Origin of the sequence: Flavobacterium sp. KACC 22758 (assembly GCF_028736135.1) — a bacterium.
Classification (GTDB): Bacteria; Bacteroidota; Bacteroidia; order Flavobacteriales; family Flavobacteriaceae; genus Flavobacterium; species Flavobacterium johnsoniae.
The window spans coordinates 3083441-3105263 of the sequence record NZ_CP117878.1 but is presented as its reverse complement, the minus strand read 5'-3'; the positions used below and the strand labels follow the sequence as shown (position 1 = coordinate 3105263).

Genomic DNA, 21823 nt, shown 5'->3' with positions numbered 1-21823 from the left:
TTGGGAGTTTTTCTTTTTATAGATTTTGTTCTATAGAAATTAGAATTTATTTGGTTTGCTTTCCACAATCTTACTCACTTTAAATACTAAGTAAATCGTAAGTAACATAATGGCAGAAGCTACCATTGCTAAAATATCATAATGTTCCAGCGGTGCATAACTGTCTTTTTGATAGATAATTAATCCGGCAATTACAGCACCAAAACCTCCGGCCATTTGCTGTAAAGAGGAGTTGATACTCATAAACGCACCACGATCCTGCGGATCCGGAACAGCAGAAGTTAAGGTTGTCGACGGAACCATTCTGCTCATGATTGTCGCCATCATAAATACATTTATGACCAAAACAATCCAGAAAGGCGTAGGACCAAAATGAGAGTAAATATTAATTAAAATCACAGCAGATACGGTTGCAAAAGCAAAGATTTTAAATTTATTTACCTTGTCACTCAGTTTACCAATAAAAGGCATGGTAAATAGAGTAGCGATTCCTGTAATCATGAATAACAAAGGCAATTCTTCATTCGTAACTTTAAGGTTATTAATGGCAAAAGCGCTTCCAAAAGGCATCATCATAAAACCGCCAATAGAAAGCAGGGCAGTAGACAGAAAACCAATTTGATAATTCTTTTTTGAAATGGTATGCACTAAATGCATAATTGCTGTTTTTTCTTGTTTCAATTTCAAGTGCTCTGTAATAGGCTGTAATTTAGCATAAAGAATGATTGTGATTATAGCCGCCATTGCTGCAATCCATAAAAAAGGTACGTGCCATCCCCATGCATTTGCAATGTATAAACCAATCGGGATTCCAAGAACCTGGCTTACACCAAATCCCATTTGAATAAATCCCATAACTTTTCCTCTCTGCTGTAAGCTGAATAAATCAGCAACAATAGCAAGAGAAATAGAACCAATTACACCGCCAAATAATCCGGTAAAGATTCTTGCAGCAACCAAAAGGAAAAAGTTAGGTGCCAAAGCACAAAATAAAGTTCCTACAGTAAAACCGATGTAAAAGAAAAGCAGCAGTTTTTTTCGGTCAAATTTATCTGCAAAACCTGCAGTAAGCAAACCAGAGACTCCGGCGCTGAAAGCATAAGCAGAAACGGCTACACCAAATTGTGAGGCCGTGATTTTTAAAGTCTTCATCATAATATCTCCAAGAGGGGACATTACCATGAAATCTAATACAACAGTAAATTGTGTAATGGCTAATAAAAATATAACCAGTTTTTGATAGCCGTTAAAACTGGGTTTCTGAGTTTGATTTTCGTTCATATATTATTGTAATTCTTTGCAGTCAAAATCGTGAAAATTCAATAAATCGATTATTTGGCCTGCGTTTAGTTTTTCGCTTATAATTCTAAGTACACAGTCAATATCCTCCTGATCGATTGTCCATTGTAATATTGATTTATTGGCGTTTAGAAACGTCGCGATTTTATTTTTACTTGACTCTGTTTTTATATTAGTTGCGAATATCAGTACATTCATAACATAAAAAATTAAGGTGTTAATGCTTTAATTATTAAGCTTAATGTTTCTTTTTGGACTTCTTTTGTTAACGTGAAAGGCGTGTTACCACCAAGTCCTCTTCCTTTTTCATGAAAACGAAGTAAATTGTATAAAGGCCCGTAAGCGATACTCCAGAAAACTTCTTTAGAAACAGGAACAATCTCTTTTCTTTCAATTGCTCCCTGCAGAAACTGCATCATGATTACCTTAAAATCAGCCAGGCTTTCTTTAATTATATCTTCGCCATAATTAGAGTTTTGAAGAATTTCCCAGCAGGCAATTTTATCTGTGTTTTCCATCATAAACGACGAACGGTTTTCCCATTGTTTGGCAAGACCTTCTGCAAAAGGCATGTCAGGAGAAAAACCTTTTAAAGAACTTTTAAAAAAATAAGTGCCCAGTTCGGTTCCCACTTTTTTGATCAAATCTTCTTTATCAGTATAATAAATATAAAGAGTCGCGACAGATATACCACATTCTTTTGCTAATCGATTCATTGCAAAGCCCTCGATGCCATGCTTTACAATCATTTCAATGGTTTTCTGTTTGACTATTTCTTCTTTATTAGTATCTCTCGTTCTCAATATAAAAGGATTTTGTTGATGCAAAGTTATAATAATAAATGAATGTTTGCTTATTTATGAAAAATATTTTTTTTAGAAATAATTATATTAAAACAAACTGTTAGGCTTTTTTTATTATTTTTACTATTAACAGCTATCATATTAACCTGATTTTGTATGAGATACTGATTTTGTTTTACTAACTTTTAATTACTAAAAAAATGAGAAAAAACAACGATTTTGGTCTGCTGATACTTCGTATTGCGGTAGGACTTTTGATGCTTCTTCACGGTATTGGAAAACTTGGCGGCGGTTTAGAATTTATAAGCGGCATGCTTGAAGGAAAAGGAATTCCGGGTTTCATTGCTTATGGAGCTTTAATAGGCGAAATTCTAGCACCTATTTTAATAATAATTGGTTTTAGAACCAGAATCGGAGCTTTACTTTTGGCAGTTAACTGTTTAGCCGCTGTTCTGTTAGTTCATTCTGCAGATATAGCTAAATTAAGTGATACCGGAGGCTGGGCAATAGAGCTCGTTGGATTATACTTTTTTGGTGCGCTTGCTTTATTTTTTACAGGCGGAGGAAATCTGGCAGCTTCAAAAAACAACAAATGGGATTAAATAATAAAAACAGAAGTATATTACAGTTAATCAGTTATTTGTAATAAAATTCTACAGATATAAAAAAGAGGCTTTTGAGTCTCTTTTTTTGTACATTCTTTTAAGAAAAAAATAACAGCATCAGTACCCAAAATACCCAAATTCTAATGTTATTTTAATGTAGCACCCAAGATTTCGTTCTAACTTGCGCCCCTTTAAGGATTGGAAAAATGTTGAGTCAAATTAAAAATAGTATTTTATGTAAATGCCTTCAGGCGTTGCTGATCGGCTATTTTTTAATGAGCAGTATCAACGTATCAGGCACCTTCGGAAGAATTATAAATAATAATACCGAAACACATTCTGTTAAAGGAATGACTTGTAATTTTTTAAAGAAAATTTTTAAATGCGATGGTATTCCCGAAGAACTGGATGATTACGAAACAAAAGATACCAAAACTACAAAACTTGCCAAAGGAATTCTGTTATTAGAATATCTTGTTCCGGCTCATACCACACTCACTGGTTATGGTTTTCAACTGCAGGCAAAAGAAAAAAACTACATAGACAATTCTGTTTTTTCGTTTGGGTTTCATGGCAAAATTGATATACCGCCTCCACGAGTTATCATATAAATACTTAATTTTGTAAGGATTAGATATTTTTTTGTAATCCTTAATATGGTTTTTACCGTATATTAATATCTATCTATTAATCTTGTATTTATATATAAATTCATGACACCATTACAACGTTTTTACAACTTACTCAGACTGGATAAGCGCGACGTATATCAAATTATATTTTATGCTGCTTTTGCCGGTTTGGTTAACCTCTCACTTCCTTTAGGAATACAGGCGATTATTAATTTTATTCAAAGCGGACAGCTGAGCGTTTCCTGGATTGTTTTAGTAATTCTGGTTACTATTGGTGTAGGTTTTGGCGGTATCTTAACCATTTTACAGCTTAGAATAGTTGAGAATCTGCAGCAGCGAATTTTCGTTCGTTCGTCTTTTGAATTTGCGTACAGAATGCCTTTAATTAAATTTAAGGAAATGTATTCTGAATATGCACCCGAAAAAGCAAACCGTTTCTTTGATACTTTAATGGTTCAAAAAGGAACAGCAAAACTATTATTGGACTTTTGTACAGCATTTCTGCAGGTTGGTCTGGGGATTATTTTACTGGTTTTGTACCATTCTTTCTTCATGGTAATAGGCCTTTTGTTTATTGCGATTTTGTATATCATTTTTAAATTTTCGTACAGGGACGGACTTGAAACGAGTCTTAACGAATCGAAGTTTAAATATAAAGTAGCAGCATGGCTTCAGGAAATTGCACGCAACCGCGAAAGCTTCCGCAGAAAGGGAGGTTTTGAATATGCATTAGAAAGAAATGACGGTTATGTTAGTCAATATATTAATTACCGTGAAAAGCACTTTCAGGTAATGAAAAAACAATACATTCAGCTTACTATTTTTAAAGTAATTGTTACAGCTGCCTTATTGTCAATTGGTGGTTTTCTGGTAATTCACCATCAAATGAACATTGGGCAGTTTGTGGCAGCTGAAATTGTAATTGTACTTTTAATCAATTCTGTAGAAAAAATAATTTTTGGTCTGGAATCTTTTTATGATGTACTAACCTCTGTAGAAAAAATTGGACAGGTTACAGATATGGAAACTGCATGTATTCCAAACACATCAGATGTAAGCGATACTGGTATTAATATCGAAACCGAAAGTGTAGCTTACAATTATCCGGAGCACAGTAAAAAATCACTTAAAAATATTAACCTGAAAATCTCTCAGGGAGAAAAGATTATTTTAAGAGGTACAAACGGTGCAGGAAAAAGTACTTTATTGCGATTACTGGCAGGCTTACTTGAACCGGAAAGCGGCGCAATGTATGTTACAGACAATTACATGAACCGTCTGGATGAAGATACTTACAGAGCGCAGGCAGGAACTTTTTTACAAGGCGATACGCTGTTTGCGGGAACGATTAGAGAAAATATCCTTTTTGGAAACGAAACACTTAATAATGACGATTTAAAATGGGCTTTAGACAACGTTGGTTTAACGCCGGATATTAAAACTTTCCCGAACGGACTGGAACATCAGATTCATCCGGGCGGACGTGAACTTTCGGCTTCTGATGTTCAAAAAATTCTTTTGGCAAGAAGCATTGTGAACAAACCTAATATATTATTCCTTGAAGATCCTGTTGATAAAATGGATGAATTGACTTCTGGTAAAATTGTTGATTTTTTACTTTCTGAAGAAAATGACTGGACGGTAATTGTTACTTCTAAAAATGACATGTGGAAGAATAAATGCGGCCGTATGATAACGATTGACGATGGAAAAATTATTAACGACATAAAGCTATAATCATGCTCAATATATCTAAAGATAATAATATACTTATAACTCCGGGTAAATACAAGTCGATTACAAGTGTTGCCAAGAGACCGCATTATCAAATTTTAAACAGGGTAATCATTGGATTTCTGATATTTTCGGTTGCCTGTCTGTTCCTGCCGTGGACTCAGAATATTTCGGGAAGCGGTTCGGTTACTACTTTAAAACCAGACCAAAGACCGCAGACAGTGCATAATGCAATTGCCGGTCGTATCGAAAAATGGTATGTTCAGGAAGGTGATTATGTAAAGAAAGGTGATACAATCGTTTTTATTTCTGAGGTAAAAGAAGATTACTTAGATCCTAATTTGGTTAACAATACCAAGCAGCAGGTCGATGCCAAAAAAATGGCTGTAGAATCTTATGGAGACAAAGTAAACTCTCTTGATGTACAGGCTCAGTCGCTTAATACAGAAAGAGAACTGAAACTGCAGCAGGCTCAAAATAAAATCAAACAAGCCCAGCTGAAAATTAAAAGTGACAGCATGGATCTTGAAGCGGTAAAAACGCAGTTAAGAATTGCTAAAACGCAGTTCGACCGTTCTACAGCGCTTAATAAAGAAGGTTTAAAACCGCTTACAGATGTGGAGCAGAAAAGATTAAAACTTCAGGAATCTGAAGCTTATATCATTACACAGCAAAATAAACTATTAAGCAGTAAAAACGAATTGATTAATGCCAGAGTTGAAATTAATCGTATCACGGCTGAATATTCTGAAAAGATTTCGAAATCAAGAAGTGATAAATTTACCGCTTTGAGTACACAATATGATACAGAAGCTCAGGTAAATAAACTGGAAAACCAGTATACAAATTACAGATTAAGAAATGGTTTGTACTACATTACAGCGCCTCAAAGCGGTTATGTAAACCGTGCTTTACTGGCTGGTCTTGGTGAAACTATCAAAGAAGGAACTCCAATTGTGAGTATTATGCCGTCTAGTTATGATATTGCCGTTGAAACTTATGTTGATCCTATCGATCTTCCGCTGGTTCACCGCGGTGCAAAAGTGAGAGTTTGGTTTGACGGATGGCCGAGAATTGTTTTCTCTGGATGGCCCGGATTATCATACGGAACGTATGGTGGTAAAATTGTGGCAATTGAAAATTTTATCAGTGCTAACGGAAAATACAGAGTCCTGATTTCACCAGATGGTGTAGATAATAAATGGCCAAAAGAACTAAGTATTGGAGCAGGAGCACAAAGTATTGCTCTGCTTGAAACAGTTTCTGTTTGGTATGAAATATGGCGTAACCTAAATGGTTTCCCTCCAAATTATTATAAAGCAGACGAAAAAGACGCAAAAAATGGAAAAGACAAAAAATAAATTGAAATACGTTGTACGACTGTTTTCTCTATTATTTTTATTTGGTTTTTCGACTTCTTATGGTCAGGATTTTAATAAAGAGGAACTTAGTTACAGCGAGTTTTTAGGATATGTAAAAAAATACCATCCGCTGGTAAAACAGGCCAATCTTGAAATAAGCAATGCTCAGGCGGCGCTTATGGCAGCGCGTGGTGGATTTGATCCGAAAATTGAAGTAGATTACAGTAAAAAAGAATTTAAAGGAACCGAATATTATTCATTACTAAACAGCAGTTTCAAAATCCCGACCTGGTACGGAATTGAAATTAAAGCGGGTTTTGATGATACAGACGGACAATATTACAATCCGCAGAATCGTACGCCGGAAGCCGGATTGACTTCTCTGGGAATCAGCGTTGCACTGGGACAGGGAATGTTTATCAATCAGCGTATGGCTGATGTCAGGGAAGGAAAACTGCAGTTGAAATTAAGCGATGCACAAAGAAAACTCAAAGCAATTGAAGTTTTGTACAAAGCAAGTGAAGCGTATTTTGAGTGGAGAAAAAGCTACAATGAAGCAGAACTTTACAAAAGGTATTTAGGTTTTGCAAGCACTCGTTTTCAGGGCGTAAAAAAACTGATAGAACTTGGCGATGCGCCTGCAATTGATAGTGTGGAAGCCGGAATTACAGTTAGAAACCGCGAATTAAACGTTGAAAACGGAAACTTAAAACTGGCAAAAGCACAATTGTATCTGTCTAATTATTTATGGATTGAAAACGTTCCGGTTGAATTGGGAGAAATGGTAAAACCTGAAGAAAACTTAATTCTTACGCTTGAAGGAACACTTAAAACAGATGCTATGATGGTTGATGTTGAAAGTTTAGAATCTCACCCTAAAATCCAGGCTCTGGAAACTAAAATGGACATGCTTGAAATTGGCAGAAAATTAAAAGCAAATTCATTGCTTCCAAAATTAAATGTAGGCTACAATTACATTTCAGAACCTGCTTATTTTGATTCTTTTAATGCCGATGATTATAAGTTTAATGTAGATTTTAGTATTCCAATTTTCCTGAGAAAGGAGAGAGGAAGCCTTAAAATAGCCAAACTTAAAATTCAGGATTTAAAGTTTGATATTGAACAGCAGCGGCTTGAACTGAAAAATAAAATTAAAGCACAGCAGACTGAAATTGCCTCTTTAAAAAGACAAAAAAGGGTGATTGATAATCTGGTAAAAGATTATACGACTATGCTTAATTCTGAAGAAAAATTATTCTCTTTTGGAGAAAGTTCCATATTCCTGATTAATTCAAGGGAAAATAATCTGGTGAGTGCCAAGTTATCTCAAATAGGAATAGAGAATCAGTTTTATATTTCAAATGCCGAATTGTATAAGATTCTGGCAAATCCTGATTAATTTTTTTTCAGCTTAGTTATTTAAAAAAAAGCAGCAAATATTATTTGCTGCTTTTTTTGATTGATATCAGAACTTATATTTTAGAATTTTGAAGCAAATTCTTTTGCAAAATCTTCCAGTTTTGTTTTTCCATCAACAGATAAATTGCTTTTTAAGAAATCTTCGGCAATTTTTCCATTGCGCAAACCTGTTCCCATTTCAGCATACAGTTTAGCTATTTCTTCAGGAATTCCGGCTTGTGTCATTCCTTGAAGTGATTGTTCGTCTGTAAATTCAATCCACGGTAAATCAGATTTGTCAATCGCAGTTCCTAAAACTTTAGCTAAATCTCCCGGTGTACGAACATCACTGATAATATAACGGATGTTTTTTCCAGATGGATTTTTTTCTAATTCTTCGGCTGCGGCCTGAGCAATATCTGCTGGGTGAACTAAAGGTATTTTTGCATCCGAAGGGAAATTTCCGCCCATAATTCCAGCTCCTTTAATCATGGGAACATCATTATAAAAATTGGTATAAAAATAGCCCGCTCTTAAAAATGTAATTGACGTGTTTAGTTCGTTGTATAATTTTTCGATATTGTAAAGTCCGGCAATTGGACCATTTCCGGTTGGTAAATCAGCTCCAATACTGCTTAACATCACAACACGTTTGATGTTGGCTGCTGCTATAGCTTTCGCGAAAGCGTTTCCTGCTTCGGTAGTATTTGCAATTACATTCTGGCCTCCCAAATTTGGCGGTGTCATAGCAAAAAGAGCGTCGGCACCTTTTAATGTTTCGGTTAAAAAAGTACTGTCGCTTACTGAACCAATCGCAGCTTTGGCACCTAAATTTTCGATTGCAGCTTTTTTGTTAGAATCACTGCTGATTACTGTTACGTCGTGTCCTGCACCTATAAGTTTTTCTGTTAAAGGTTTTCCTATGTTCCCTAAAGAACCTGATACTATAATTTTCATATATATAATTTTTTTTATTACAGTTACAAAGGTATCTTTGTACTTACTTTTATACAAGTACTTACCCTAAAGTATGTATCATGGCAGCAATTAAAGAAACATCGACAATTCAGGAAAATAAGAAGTATGCCTTAGAAAAATGCCCCATAACATTTGTAATGGAAAAAATAGGAGGGCATTGGAAACCTATAATTCTGTATCATTTATCAACTGGCGATAAACGTTACAGCGAATTAAAAAGGGCAATTCCAGCCGTAACCGAAAAAATGCTTATTCAGCATTTAAAACAATTAGAAGCAGATGGTTTGGTAATAAGAGAAGCAAAACCTGTTGTACCGCCTTTTGTAACTTACAGACTCAGCACTGCCGGTGAAGGTTTGCTTCCGGTTATAGATGCGATGGCTTCGTGGGCTTTTAAGGTCAAAGATGGGGTTTATTCGGTGAAATGAGAAAGAGGTACTGAGGTGCTAAGATGCTAAGGTTCTAAGTTTTTACAATCTTTGTCAAAGCTTAAAACCTTGAAAAAGAAGGCTCAGTATCTTAGTACCTCAGTACCTTAGCACCTTATTTAACAACCGTAGCTTCAAGTTCTACTTTTAAGGTTTCAAAAAGACTTTTTACTTCCATTAAAGTTGTGGCTTGTTTGATATTATGCTTCGCTGCCCAATCCTGGATAATAGAAAAATGAGGCCACAGTTCATGAGTTGCTGTAGTGTAGATATTCAATCTCACGATACCACTGCATTCATAACCGGCTTCTGTTATTACTTGTTCGAGGTTTTTTATGGCAAGTTTTAATTGCGATTCCATATCTTCATTGCTCGAAATTCCGTCTGCACTTATGGCGGTTTGTCCGGAAACGTATAATGTTCCCTGCGGATTTTTAACTTCTACGGCTTGTACATAACTGCGTTCATTTTGCCATTCCCACGGATTTATGATTCTTTTTTCCATTTCTTTTTTATTTAAAATTTATACTGCAAAATTGTAAATAAGAAACGGAATCAGGTCTTGACATTTCTCACGAATAAAATGTGAGGTTTGTCACATCAAGAAGATAATCTGCTTAGGGTTTCTCTGGAAACACCTAAATAAGAAGCAATTAAACTTTTAGGAATTCGCTGAATTAGTGAAGGATATTGTTTAAGAAACTGCTCGTAACGCTCTTTTGAACTGAAAGCCATTGAGGAAATAATACGGCGCTGCGAACTAAGGAATCCAAAAGTGGCTTTTTCCAGAAAAAAGCGTTCCATTTTCTGCAGACCGCTGCATAGGTTTTTATAATCTTCAAATGAAAAACAAAGTACTTCGGTATCTTCCAGACATTCTAACGACATTGTTGCTTCGGTCTGGGTAAAAAACGCATAATAATCACTTTCCCACCAATCTTCCATGGCAAAGGAAACAATATGTTCTTTTTCGGAATCATCGGTGTAAACCAATTTTAAAAGACCTGAAACTATAAAAAAGGAATAAACGGATTTATCTCCTTTTTGAATTAAAAACTGATGTTTTTTAAATTTTTTTACAGAAAAGTGCTGACTTACAAATGAAAATTCTTCATCTGTCAGGGGTACAATTTTTTCAATATGTTCGCGGAATTTTAACTGCATAGGAATTTCAAAGTTATTTAAAATTATCAATGAAATCATATTTTTTTAAAGGTTATAAAATTCATTTTTTTTATTTTTGTATGCTATACTCCTTATTGACTATAAGGTAAGAACAAATTTATATCCGCCTCGAACTGCTTTAATTTTTATGACTTTAGATAATTGGCCTAAACATATTCAGAAATATCTTTTTTTATTGAAGGATGGTTTCTTTCAATTTCCTTATTTGTTCAATTCTCCGCAAATAATGTTAGATAGTATGTTGAAACTGCCTATTACAAGGCATTTTCCTGAAAAACGTCTTATTACTTTTAATACATCTTTGTGTAAAGCAAAAATGTATTACAGAGAAATGGATCAAGGTTTTTGGCTTTTGACATTTTATCTAAATATGAAGGAAAACATTATGGCGCTTTCCGGTTATGATAAAAAGCAGAGCAGCGAATATTACCTTTTAACTTTTTCGATTTTTGAATATAAATTTCCTTTGAAAGACGGCAGTGCTTTAAATCTTTTAAGTACTTGCTGGACAATAAGCAAACCTAATACAGAGATTTCCAGTTATTTTTATAAACAAGCCAATGGAAAATTCTTCAGCATAGCTATTCATAAAGATTGGGCTAAAAAGAATTTAACTTCTAAAAAATTCAAACAAAGAAAAACGATTTTAAATTTCCTGAATGGAAAAAGAGGATCTTATACCTGGCTTGACATTTCGCAGAAGGCACATGAGGTTGGTGCTGAGTTATCTGATTTATTGGAAAAAGAAAACAATTCTGAAGCAGATAACATTGCGATCAAAAAGAAGTCAATGAAATTAGTAACAGAGTTTTTTGATAATTGTTTTATTGATACTCGTATTGAAGATAATATTTCTTTAACCAATCTGGATTATCTGAACGTATCGAGAGCAGAGAAGATTATTCTGCAAAATCTTCATCTTCCTTTTATTGGGATAGAATATATAGCCAAAGAAGTTAACATGTCAACTACCAAATTAAAAGCAAATTTTAAAGCTGTTTTTGGATTTTCGATGCTGCAATACCATAAAGAAAAAAACATGATGCTTGCAGAACAGCTGGTTAAAAAATCAGATTTCAGTATTCAGGAAATTGCTGTAGTTGCAGGTTATGATTCGGCTGGAAGATTCGCTTCTAGTTTTAAGAAAAGATTTGGCAAACTGCCCTCAGAAGCTCGTTTTCAGGTGATTTGAAAACTAAAATTTCCAAAAAAAATATTTTCTTCCCATTTTTTGATTTAATTCTTTGTAAATCAGTAAAAATATAATTGTTTCATTTATAGTGTTTTAAAAACACTTATTGCGGTTTTTACGTAGAGTTTTTCTCGCAGGTTATATAGATTCGCATTTCGACTAAAATATGTCCGAATTGACTATTCACAGCTTTATTTTTCCTCTACATTTGGCCGCGAAAGAAGTGATTGACGCTTTTTAGAAATTACATATTTCAGCTGTCAGTCCTTTGTCTTTGCTGTTCTTACAGCATTTTATAAAATTTTATTACAAACAGAAATGCGCCGGATTTTCAAAAAAATGAAATCTGAGCGTACAGGGATTTTTTATGCTTTTTTGTGAATTTTTAATTATTGATTATATATGGTGAACTTTACTTATTTTAAAAACTTAACGTGTAATAAAGATCGGACTTTGAAGCAGTTCTTAGTTAGTTTTTTATTGTTTTCATCTGCTGAAAATGATTTTATGCAGACAGGAAAAAATGCTTCAACAACAAGTTTAAACTTTAAAAAACAAGTTGTTTCTCTTTTTATTTTCATTTTATTAATTGGTTATACATCTGAAGCTCAGAATCAAATTGGTTTCGCGTCAAATCAATATTACAAAGTGATTTCATTTGGAGAAAAAATTGATTTCGGAACTATCGATGAATCTGTAACATGGACCATTGCTAATTCTGCAAAAAATATTCACGCTGCAATTCGCGGTAATGAAATTAATAACTATTCATTTGAAGAACCAGGAGAATACGAAATTAATTTTCACGAAAACAAAAAACATGATGAAGAATGCCATCATCCAGCGTTTGAAGAAAGATTTAAAGTAAAAGTTGAATCTGTGAGATTGACTTTCGATTTTTCTAAAATCACTTTTTCTGAGAAAATCGTGAAGGGAAGAAATTATTCAGATTTAATAATTACTGTTCCGGCAAAAATTTCTACAAAAGATAATTCCATTACAAAATTACCTGCACCGGGCATGTCGGTTGCGGGATTAGGTGTTTCTTTTACTGTTGAACCAGTTGAAACTGAAATTGCTATTGGTAATAAAACACAATTATTGAAATATAAACTATCAGGAATCGTCAATCAGGAAACGTATCTGATGTTTGATTTTCATGATTTTAATAATCAGGTTCAGACCTATAATCTTCCTCAGGTAATAAAATAATCGAGTTATTTATGATAAAAAACTACTTTAATTTTAATAGTGTACTCAATGTAAAAAATGCAATTTTTTTGTTTTTTGTATTTTTTATATTCAGTCAGGTATCAAATGCACAATGTGCTATTCCTGTTCAGGGATGTTCAGGTACCAATTTATCGAATTTTGGTGCTGATTCTAATAGTGATGCGTCATCAATAGAATACGATAACTTTATATCAAGTTTTCACAGTACTATTGTACGAACTTCAGATGGTTCTCTTCAAGTTTGGGGAGAAAGGATGGCAAATAACGGAACAGCCAATTTAACAACATCTCGAACAATAAACAGAACAAATTTCCCTGCATTAAGCGCTGGAGCTACAGTACTAAAAGGAGCATTGGGGAGTAATTCATCTAGTTCTACTCAAGCGATAGTTTTGGCTACAGATGGATTGTATGCATGGGGTACAGCAGGAGCCGTTTTAGCTGCCAGTATTACTACTAATTCAACATTTCAGAAAATCACAATTGCTGGAAATGCTAACGGATTACCAACGGGTGTAATTCCAAGTGATGTAAAAATGATGTTTGCTACCTATGGAACATTAGCTATAACAACCTGCAGCGGAGATGTATGGGTTATTTCTCAAACTGCAAATGTTAGAGGAAATGGAGCTTCAGGTGATGCTTTAAATTGGTATCGAGTAACGACTACAGAGAACGGTAATCCATTTTTGAGCAATGTTGTTGCTTGTAGAGGAAGTTATAACAGCCTTATGGCTTTGAAATCAGATGGTACAGTGTATGTTTGGGGAACTAGTGTTTATTTAGGAAATAATAGCGCTAGCGGCAATCAGACTAGAGCAGCGCAAATGACGCTTCCTGCCTCAATAACTCCAAAAATGATTGGTTCAACTGGACCAGACGGTGTCAAATCTTATTATGTTTTAGCAACTAATGGTAATTTGTACGGTCTAGGAAGAAATACAAACAAACAGTTAGGTGACTGGGATCCTGTAAACAGATTATCATGGGTACAACCAAGATATAACTCTGTAAATGGTCCTGTTATGAATGATATTAAGTGGTTTAGTGTCCAAGAACATGATACTGAATATAGCGCTGTGAATGTCATAAATAATAATTATAATCTATATGCTTTTGGACAAAATAATAAAAGTTTACTTGGAGGTGTAAGTACGAGCGCCACTATAGATCCTGTTATGCCGTTTGGGATATCTGCTTCTGATAGAATTTTAGCTGTGGAAACAGGAGGACATACCTCAATGATTGTTAAAAGATGTGAATCAAGATTTGGTTATGTTGGTCATAGGTATAGTGGTAGTATGGGGAATGGCTCAGGTGATGACGTAATAGAGACTACTTATACTTTTGCAACAGCGAACGTACAAATTTGCGGTGCAGAATCAAATCCAGTTATTCAGCCAATTTCATTAGGAGGCGGACCTGATTCTAAATATTGTATTGATGATCCTGTTTTATTAAATCCAACTCCTGCAGGAGGAACATTAGAGCTTGTAAGCGGCCCAGGGACCTTAAATGGAAACACTTTAAGTTTTACCGGTGTTGGTACTGTTCAAGTTCGATATACAGTTACTACTTCGTGTGGAGGTACTACTGTAACTAACAGAAGTTTTGAAGGAGCACTTTGTCCTGCAGATCTTCAAATTTCAAAAACGGCAGATAATTCTAATCCAAGTGTTGGAAATAATGTTGTATTTACAATTACAGCCAAAAACAACGGGCCATACAAAGCTACAGGAGTTACAGTAAGCGATGCACTTCCATCTGGGTATACTTTTGTAAGCGCAGTACCTTCAACAGGTACGTGGTCAGCACCAAACTGGACTGTTGGATCTCTTACAAACGGTTCAAGTGCAACTTTAGCCGTAACTGCCACAGTAAATGCTACAGGATCGTATGCTAATACGGCAAGTATTTCTGGAAATAATCCAGATAGTACAACAGGAAATAATTCGGCAACTGCTACACCTTTAGTTCAGACGAATCTTTCGGTAACGAAAACGGTAAATAATACTACTCCTAATGTGGGAGATCAGGTTACTTTTACTATTACAGCTTCAAATGCCGGACCTAGTGGTGCGACTGGAGTAACAGTTACAGATAATCTTCCTTCAGGATATACTTTTATAAGTGCGACGCCTTCTACTGGTACATGGTCTGCACCAGATTGGACGATTGGAAATCTTGCCAATGGTGCAAGTGTAACACTTAGCATGACTGCAAGAGTAAATGCAACAGGTTCTTATGCTAATACTGCTTCTATTTCAGGTTCGCAGAGTGATCCTACTCCAGGAAATAATTCTGGTTCAGCTACACCAACTGTGAATCATAATCCAACAGCAGTATTAGATACTTATACAGTTCAAGAAGATAATACCGTTACTTTAACTCCGTTAAGCAATGACTCAGATGTTGATGGTAATACTATTAGTATTGTTTCAATCAACGGAACAACATTAACAGGTTCAGCACAAGTTATTACAGTTCCAAACGGAAGAGTTAACATCTCAGCTTCGGTAGTAATTACATTTACACCTTCAGCAGATTTTAACTCAACAACGGCGATTAGTTTTCCTTACGTTATTACAGACGGAAGCTTAACAGCAACAGCCAATATCGAAATCACGGTTACAGCTGTAAACGATGCACCAGTTGCTGTAAAAGATGAATATACAGTTGCAGAGGATAACACGGTTACGTTAACTCCATTAATCAACGACACAGATGTTGACGGAGATACATTGACAATTTCGTCAATCAATGGAACAACATTAACAGGTTCAGCACAAGTTATCACAGTTCCAAACGGAACAGTTAATATTTCAGCTTCAGGAGTAATAACTTTTACACCTTCAGCGAATTTTAACTCAACAACGCCGATCAGTTTCCCTTATGTGATTACAGACGGAAACTTAACAGCAACAGCCAATATCGAAATCACGGTTACAGCCGTAAATGATGCACCGGTTGCAGTAAAAGACGAATACACAGTTGCAGAAGATAACACGGTTACGTTAACGCCGCTTGTAAACGATACAGATGTTGAAGGAGATACTCTTTCTATTGTTTCAATCAACGGAACAGCATTAACAGGTTCAGCACAAGTTATTACAGTTCCAAACGGAACAGTTAATATCTCAGCTTCGGGAGTAATTACATTTACACCTTCAGCGGATTTTAACTCGACAACACCGATTAGTTTCCCTTATGTGATTACTGACGGAAGCTTAACAGCAACAGCCAATATCGAAATCACGGTTACAGCCGTAAATGATGCACCGGTTGCTGTAAAAGATGAATACACTGTTGCAGAAGATAACACGGTTACATTAACGCCGCTTGCAAATGACACAGATGTTGACGGCGATACCTTGACAATTTCGTCAATCAACGGAACAGCATTAACTGGTTCAGCACAAGTTATTACAGTTTCAAACGGAACGGTTAACATCTCAGCTTCAGGAGTAATTACATTTACACCTTCAGCAGATTTTAACTCAACAACGCCAATCAGTTTCCCTTATGTGATTACAGACGGAAACTTAACAGCAACAGCCAATATCGAAATTACAGTTACAGCCGTAAACGATGCACCGGTTGCTGTAAAAGATGACTATACAGTAGATGAAGGAGCAACTTTAAATGTTCCTGCAGCTACAGGTGTTTTATCAAATGACACGGATGTAGAAGGTGATGCCTTAACAGCGATTTTAGTTACAGGACCATCTCATGGAACTTTAACTTTAAATGCAGATGGATCTTTCACTTACGTTCATGACGGAAGTGAAACGATAACAGACAGTTTTACTTATAAAGCCAATGACGGAAACTTAGACAGTAATGTTGTAACAGTTGAAATCACGGTTAATCCAGTAAACGACGCTCCGGTTGCAGTAAAAGACGAATACACAGTTGCAGAAGATAACACGGTTACGTTAACGCCGCTTGTAAATGATACAGATGTTGAAGGAGATACGCTTTCTATCGTGTCAATCAACGGAACAACGTTAACAGGTTCAGCACAAGTTATTACAGTTTCAAACGGAACGGTTAACATCTCAGCTTCAGGAGTAATTACATTTACACCTTCAGCAGATTTTAACTCAACAACGCCAATCAGTTTCCCTTATGTGATTACAGACGGAAGCTTAACAGCTACAGCGAATATCGAAATCACGGTTACTGCTGTAAATGATGCACCGGTTGCGGTTAAAGACGGTTACTCGGTAAATGAAGGTGGAACCCTTACAGTTGTCACTGCTAACGGAGTTTTATCAAACGACACGGATGTAGAAGGTGATGCCTTAACGGCGATTTTAGTTACAGGACCATCTCATGGAACTTTAACTTTAAATGCAGATGGATCTTTCACTTACGTTCATGACGGAAGTGAAACGATAACAGACAGTTTTACTTATAAAGCCAATGACGGAAACTTAGACAGTAATGTTGTAACAGTTGAAATAACGGTTAATCCAGTAAACGACGCTCCGGTAGCGGTAAAAGATGAATACACAGTTGCAGAGGATAACACAGTTACATTAACTCCATTAAGCAACGATACAGATGTTGAAGGAGATACACTTTCTATTGTGTCAATCAACGGAACAACGTTAACAGGTTCAGCACAAGTTATTACAGTTCCAAACGGAACAGTTAACATCTCAGCTTCAGGAGTAATTACTTTTACCCCTTCAGCTAATTTTAACTCGACTACGCCAATTAGTTTCCCTTATGTGATTACTGACGGAAGCTTAACAGCAACAGCTAATATCGAAATCACGGTTACAGCCGTAAACGACGCTCCAGTTGCTGTAAAAGACGAATACACAGTTGCAGAAGATAACACAGTTACATTAACGCCGCTTGCAAATGACACAGATGTTGACGGCGATACCTTGACAATTTCGTCAATCAACGGAACGACTTTAACAGGTTCAGCACAAGTTATCACAGTTCCAAACGGAACAGTTAATATTTCAACTTCAGGAGTAATAACTTTTACGCCTTCAGTGGATTTTAACTCAACAACGCCGATCAGTTTCCCTTATGTGATTACTGACGGAAGCTTAACAGCAACAGCCAATATCGAAATTACGGTTACAGCAGTAAATGACGCTCCAGTTGCTGTAAAAGACGAATACACAGTTGCTGAGGATAACACGGTTACGTTAACGCCGCTTGTAAATGATACAGATGTTGAAGGAGATACGCTTTCTATTGTTTCAATCAACGGAACAACATTAACAGGAGGTGTTCAGTCAATTACAGTTCCAAATGGAACGGTTAATATCTCAGCTTCAGGAGTAATAACTTTTACGCCTTCAGCGGATTTTAACTCAACAACACCAATCAGTTTCCCTTATGTGATTACTGACGGAAGCCTAAGAGCAACAGCCAATATCGAAATCACGGTTACTGCTGTAAACGATGCACCGGTTGCTGTAAAAGATGAATACACTGTTGCAGAAGATAACACCGTTACATTAACGCCGCTTGTAAACGATACAGATGTTGAAGGAGATACGCTTTCTGTCGTGTCAATCAACGGAACAACATTAACAGGTTCAGCACAAGTTATTACAGTTCCAAATGGAACAGTTAATATTTCAGCAGCAGGAGTAATTACTTTTACGCCTTCAGCTGACTTTAATTCAACAACGCCGATCAGTTTCCCTTATGTGATTACAGATGGAAACTTAACAGCTACAGCCAATATCGAAATCACGGTTACAGCTGTAAACGATGCTCCTGTTGCAGTAAAAGATGAATACACAGTTGCTGAAGACAATACAGTTACGTTGAATCCGCTTGTAAATGATACAGATATTGAAGGAGATACGCTTTCTATCGTGTCAATCAACGGAACAACATTAACAGGTTCAGCACAAGTTATTACAGTTCCAAACGGAACAGTTAACATCTCAGCAGTGGGGGTAATTACTTTTACGCCTTCAGCTGACTTTAATTCAACAACGCCAATCAGTTTCCCTTATGTGATTACAGACGGAAGCTTAACATCGACAGCGAATATCGAAATCACGGTTACTGCTGTAAATGATGCACCGGTTGCTGTAAAAGACGAATACACAGTTGCAGAAGACAATACGGTTACGTTGACTCCACTTTTAAATGATACAGATGCTGAAGGAGATACCCTTTCTATCGTGTCAATCAACGGAGCAACATTAACAGGAGGTGTTCAGTCAATTACAGTTCCAAACGGAAGAGTTAACATCTCAGCTTCGGGAGTAATTACATTTACACCTTCAGCTGATTTTAATTCAACAACGCCAATCAGTTTCCCTTATGTGATTACAGACGGAAGCTTAACATCAACAGCGAATATCGAAATCACGGTTACTGCTGTAAATGATGCACCGGTTGCTGTAAAAGATGACTATACAGTAGATGAAGGAGCAACTTTAAATGTTCCTGCAGCTACAGGTGTTTTATCAAACGACACGGATGTAGAAGGTGATGCCTTAACAGCGATTTTAGTTACAGGACCATCTCATGGAACTTTAACTTTAAATGCAGATGGTTCTTTTACTTACGTTCATGACGGAAGTGAAACCACAACAGATAGTTTTACTTATAAAGCTAATGACGGAAACCTTGACAGTAACACCGTAACGGTTAAAATAACGGTTGATCCAGTTAACGATGCGCCAGTTGCAAACAGCGATACAAACAATGTAATTGCTTCAACAGCTGGACCAACAACTATCAATGCTTTAACAGCAACAGATGTAGACGGAACAATTGCTAATTATACAATTTTAAGCTTACCAGCAAATGGAACTTTAAGTTTAGCAGGAAATCCAATTGTGGTAAGCCAGATATTGACTCCGGCAGAAGCTGCAATGATAACGTATACGCCAAGCGGAACATTTACAGGAAACGTTACGTTTACATTTACCGCAACAGACAATTTAGGATTATCTGCAGTAACACCTGCAACAATAACAATTCCGGTTGGTAATAATGCACCAGTTGCACATGACGATACAAATTCACATATTCCTTCAAGAGCAGGAGCAACAGCAATTAAAGCGCTGACTGCAACAGATACAGACGGAACAATTGTAAACTATATCGTAGTTACTTTACCAGCTCATGGAGTATTAGCTTTATCTGGCGTGCCAGTTACAGTAAATCAAACTTTAACTCCTGCACAAGCTGCAATGTTAACGTATGATCCAAGCGGAGCATTTTCAGGAAATGATACTTTTACATTTACAGCAACAGACAATAATGGAGCAGTAGATGCTACTCCGGCAACAATTACAATTCCGGTAGACAAAACGGTATTAGTTGCCACTCCGGATCCTGTAGGTACAGTAGTAGGTATTAATGAAACAGTTGAAGTAGTAAATGTTTTAGATAACGATACGCTAAACAATGATCCATTATTACTTACAGATGTTAAGTTAGATGTTTTAGTTCCAGATCCAAATAATGTATTAACATTAAAACCAGACGGAACAGTTGAGTTAATTCCAAATGCTCCTCCAGGAAACTATACTTTAACTTATGAAATCTGCGAGAAAGCAAATTCTTCTAACTGTACTTCAGCATCAGTTACAGTAACGGTTGAAGCTCCAAAAATGACAGTAACGGCAAGCAGTTATTGTTCAGACAATGCGCCTTATGTTCAATATAATGTAAAGGCTGATAATTTCACGCCAAAAGGTTTAGTAACTATTACCTGGATCGACAGTGCTAATAATGTTGTAGAGACTCAAACCAATATGCCTTTAAGCGGTAATGTTTTATGGCCGGGAGCAGTTCTTGACAGTAATAACAAACCAATTGACTGGCCGGGATGGATATTCGTAAACGGACAATGGATTGAAGGTAATGACGGTTTCCAATTAACAAGACCAGCAGTTACTATGCAGTTTTCATTAAACCCGACAGAATCTATAACAGTGAATTATCCTGCAGCAGTTTCTGGATGTAATGCAAGACCTCATTTTGGTATTGAAGCAGAAAACGACGATGATAACATAATTGCAGACGGACTTAATGGTTCGCCGGAAGTAATAAATGTTTTAGACAATGATAAATTAAACGGTGTTCCAGTAAATCCTGCAGATGTTATTTTAACACCTCGTGATTTCCCAACAGGAATTACCTTAAACAGCGACGGAACTATTGATGTAGCTCCGGGAACTAAAGGAGGAAGCCATACTCTGACCTATCAAATTTGTGAAAAAGCAAATCCTGGAAACTGTACAGAAGCAATAGTTAAGATTTTTGTTGAAGTGCCATCGATTACAGTAGTTATGAAAGTAGAATTAAACGATCATAACAAAAATGATAATGCAGAAGCTGGAGAAACATTAACCTACACATTTACAATTACAAACAATGGGAATGTTCCGCTTCACAATATTACAATTTCGGATTTATTGCCGGGAGTTGTAATCACTGGAGGACCAATAAGTTTAGGAGTAGGCGAAAGTGATTCACATACTTTTACAGGAACTTACACTCTGACTCAGGCAGATATTAACGCAGGTACAGTAGTAAATCAGGCAACAGTTACTGGAACTACTCAAAGCGGTATAAAAGTAGAAGACAAGTCTGATGCTGCAAATGAAAACGGAGATGCTCCAACAGAAATTGATGTAAACGGCTGTAAAATTAAAATCTTTAATGCTATTTCTTTAAACGGAGATAATATGAACGAGAGATTTTACATCAGAGGAATCGAATGTTACCCGGATAATACGGTTCAAATCTTTAACCGCTGGGGAGTTCTCGTATTCGAAAGAGATCATTACAACAATAATGATATTGTATTTAAAGGTTTCTCAGAAGGAAGAACTACTGTTAAAGAATCAAACGGACTACCAGAAGGAACTTATTATTATATAGTAAGATATAAGGATAACAATTCTAATCCTAAACAGGAGGCAGGATATTTATATCTAACTAAATAATAGTCCAAATCAATAAAATGGCTT

15 protein-coding genes are annotated in these 21823 nt (G+C 36.0%); 9 read left to right on the top strand and 6 right to left on the bottom strand.

Going from position 1 to position 21823, the window contains the following annotated elements:
* Nucleotides 1–39: 39 nt before the first annotated feature.
* From PQ462_RS13305 to PQ462_RS13295, 3 genes are read right to left on the bottom strand one after another with little or no spacing between them, the layout of a single operon-like run.
* Nucleotides 40–1281 (bottom strand): MFS transporter, encoded by a 1242-nt coding sequence (locus tag PQ462_RS13305; protein ID WP_274250318.1) that lies wholly within the window; start codon nucleotides 1279–1281, stop codon nucleotides 40–42.
* Between the two features lie 3 nt (nucleotides 1282–1284).
* Entirely contained in the window at nucleotides 1285–1497 is a 213-nt protein-coding gene (locus PQ462_RS13300; RefSeq protein ID WP_044047958.1) for a hypothetical protein, read from the bottom strand.
* An 11-nt stretch (nucleotides 1498–1508) separates the two neighbouring features.
* A complete protein-coding gene (locus PQ462_RS13295; protein WP_262410420.1) occupies nucleotides 1509–2102 on the bottom strand; it encodes a TetR/AcrR family transcriptional regulator in 594 nt (197 codons plus the stop codon).
* Nucleotides 2103–2302: 200 nt separating this feature from the next.
* On the opposite strand from PQ462_RS13295, the gene PQ462_RS13290 reads away from it, so the two are divergent.
* The 5 genes from PQ462_RS13290 (at nucleotide 2303) to PQ462_RS13270 (ending at nucleotide 7833) form a co-directional block, all read left to right on the top strand.
* Nucleotides 2303–2704, top strand: coding sequence for a DoxX family protein (locus tag PQ462_RS13290; protein ID WP_274250317.1), 402 nt, complete (start codon nucleotides 2303–2305; stop codon nucleotides 2702–2704).
* A gap of 278 nt (nucleotides 2705–2982) precedes the next feature.
* Nucleotides 2983–3318, top strand: a complete 336-nt coding sequence (locus PQ462_RS13285) for a hypothetical protein (protein ID WP_274250316.1) — start codon at nucleotides 2983–2985, stop codon at nucleotides 3316–3318.
* Nucleotides 3319–3420: 102 nt separating this feature from the next.
* Nucleotides 3421–5076, top strand: coding sequence for a peptidase domain-containing ABC transporter (locus PQ462_RS13280; protein ID WP_274250315.1), 1656 nt, complete (start codon nucleotides 3421–3423; stop codon nucleotides 5074–5076).
* A gap of 2 nt (nucleotides 5077–5078) precedes the next feature.
* Nucleotides 5079–6434 carry an HlyD family secretion protein gene (locus PQ462_RS13275; RefSeq protein ID WP_012025936.1) on the top strand — a complete coding sequence of 452 codons (1356 nt, stop codon included), beginning with the start codon at nucleotides 5079–5081 and terminating at the stop codon, nucleotides 6432–6434.
* Nucleotides 6415–7833, top strand: a complete 1419-nt coding sequence (locus PQ462_RS13270; protein WP_012025935.1) for a TolC family protein — start codon at nucleotides 6415–6417, stop codon at nucleotides 7831–7833. The genes PQ462_RS13275 and PQ462_RS13270 overlap by 20 nt, the downstream gene beginning before the upstream one ends.
* Nucleotides 7834–7913: 80 nt before the next feature.
* Here PQ462_RS13270 and PQ462_RS13265 read toward each other — a convergent pair whose 3' ends face one another.
* Nucleotides 7914–8789, bottom strand: coding sequence for an NmrA family NAD(P)-binding protein (locus tag PQ462_RS13265; RefSeq protein WP_274250314.1), 876 nt, complete (start codon nucleotides 8787–8789; stop codon nucleotides 7914–7916).
* Nucleotides 8790–8869: 80 nt separating this feature from the next.
* On the opposite strand from PQ462_RS13265, the gene PQ462_RS13260 reads away from it, so the two are divergent.
* Complete coding sequence (locus PQ462_RS13260) at nucleotides 8870–9238, top strand: winged helix-turn-helix transcriptional regulator (protein WP_274250313.1); 369 nt, start codon at nucleotides 8870–8872, stop codon at nucleotides 9236–9238.
* A 115-nt stretch (nucleotides 9239–9353) separates the two neighbouring features.
* On the opposite strand, the gene PQ462_RS13255 is transcribed toward PQ462_RS13260, so the two are convergent.
* Together PQ462_RS13255 and PQ462_RS13250 are read right to left on the bottom strand one after the other, a co-directional pair.
* Nucleotides 9354–9743 (bottom strand): RidA family protein, encoded by a 390-nt coding sequence (locus PQ462_RS13255; RefSeq protein ID WP_012025932.1) that lies wholly within the window; start codon nucleotides 9741–9743, stop codon nucleotides 9354–9356.
* A gap of 95 nt (nucleotides 9744–9838) precedes the next feature.
* Nucleotides 9839–10441, bottom strand: a complete 603-nt coding sequence (locus PQ462_RS13250; protein WP_012025931.1) for a Crp/Fnr family transcriptional regulator — start codon at nucleotides 10439–10441, stop codon at nucleotides 9839–9841.
* A 109-nt stretch (nucleotides 10442–10550) separates the two neighbouring features.
* Between PQ462_RS13250 and PQ462_RS13245 the strand changes: the two genes are divergently transcribed.
* From PQ462_RS13245 to PQ462_RS13235, 3 genes are all read left to right on the top strand, one after another.
* Nucleotides 10551–11615: a helix-turn-helix domain-containing protein gene (locus PQ462_RS13245; RefSeq protein WP_274250312.1), complete on the top strand. Its 1065-nt coding sequence runs from the start codon at nucleotides 10551–10553 to the stop codon at nucleotides 11613–11615.
* Nucleotides 11616–12068: 453 nt separating this feature from the next.
* Nucleotides 12069–12827 (top strand): hypothetical protein, encoded by a 759-nt coding sequence (locus tag PQ462_RS13240; protein ID WP_274250311.1) that lies wholly within the window; start codon nucleotides 12069–12071, stop codon nucleotides 12825–12827.
* A gap of 11 nt (nucleotides 12828–12838) precedes the next feature.
* Nucleotides 12839–21799, top strand: coding sequence for an Ig-like domain-containing protein (locus PQ462_RS13235; RefSeq protein WP_274250310.1), 8961 nt, complete (start codon nucleotides 12839–12841; stop codon nucleotides 21797–21799).
* The last annotated feature ends 24 nt before the right edge of the window (nucleotides 21800–21823 follow it).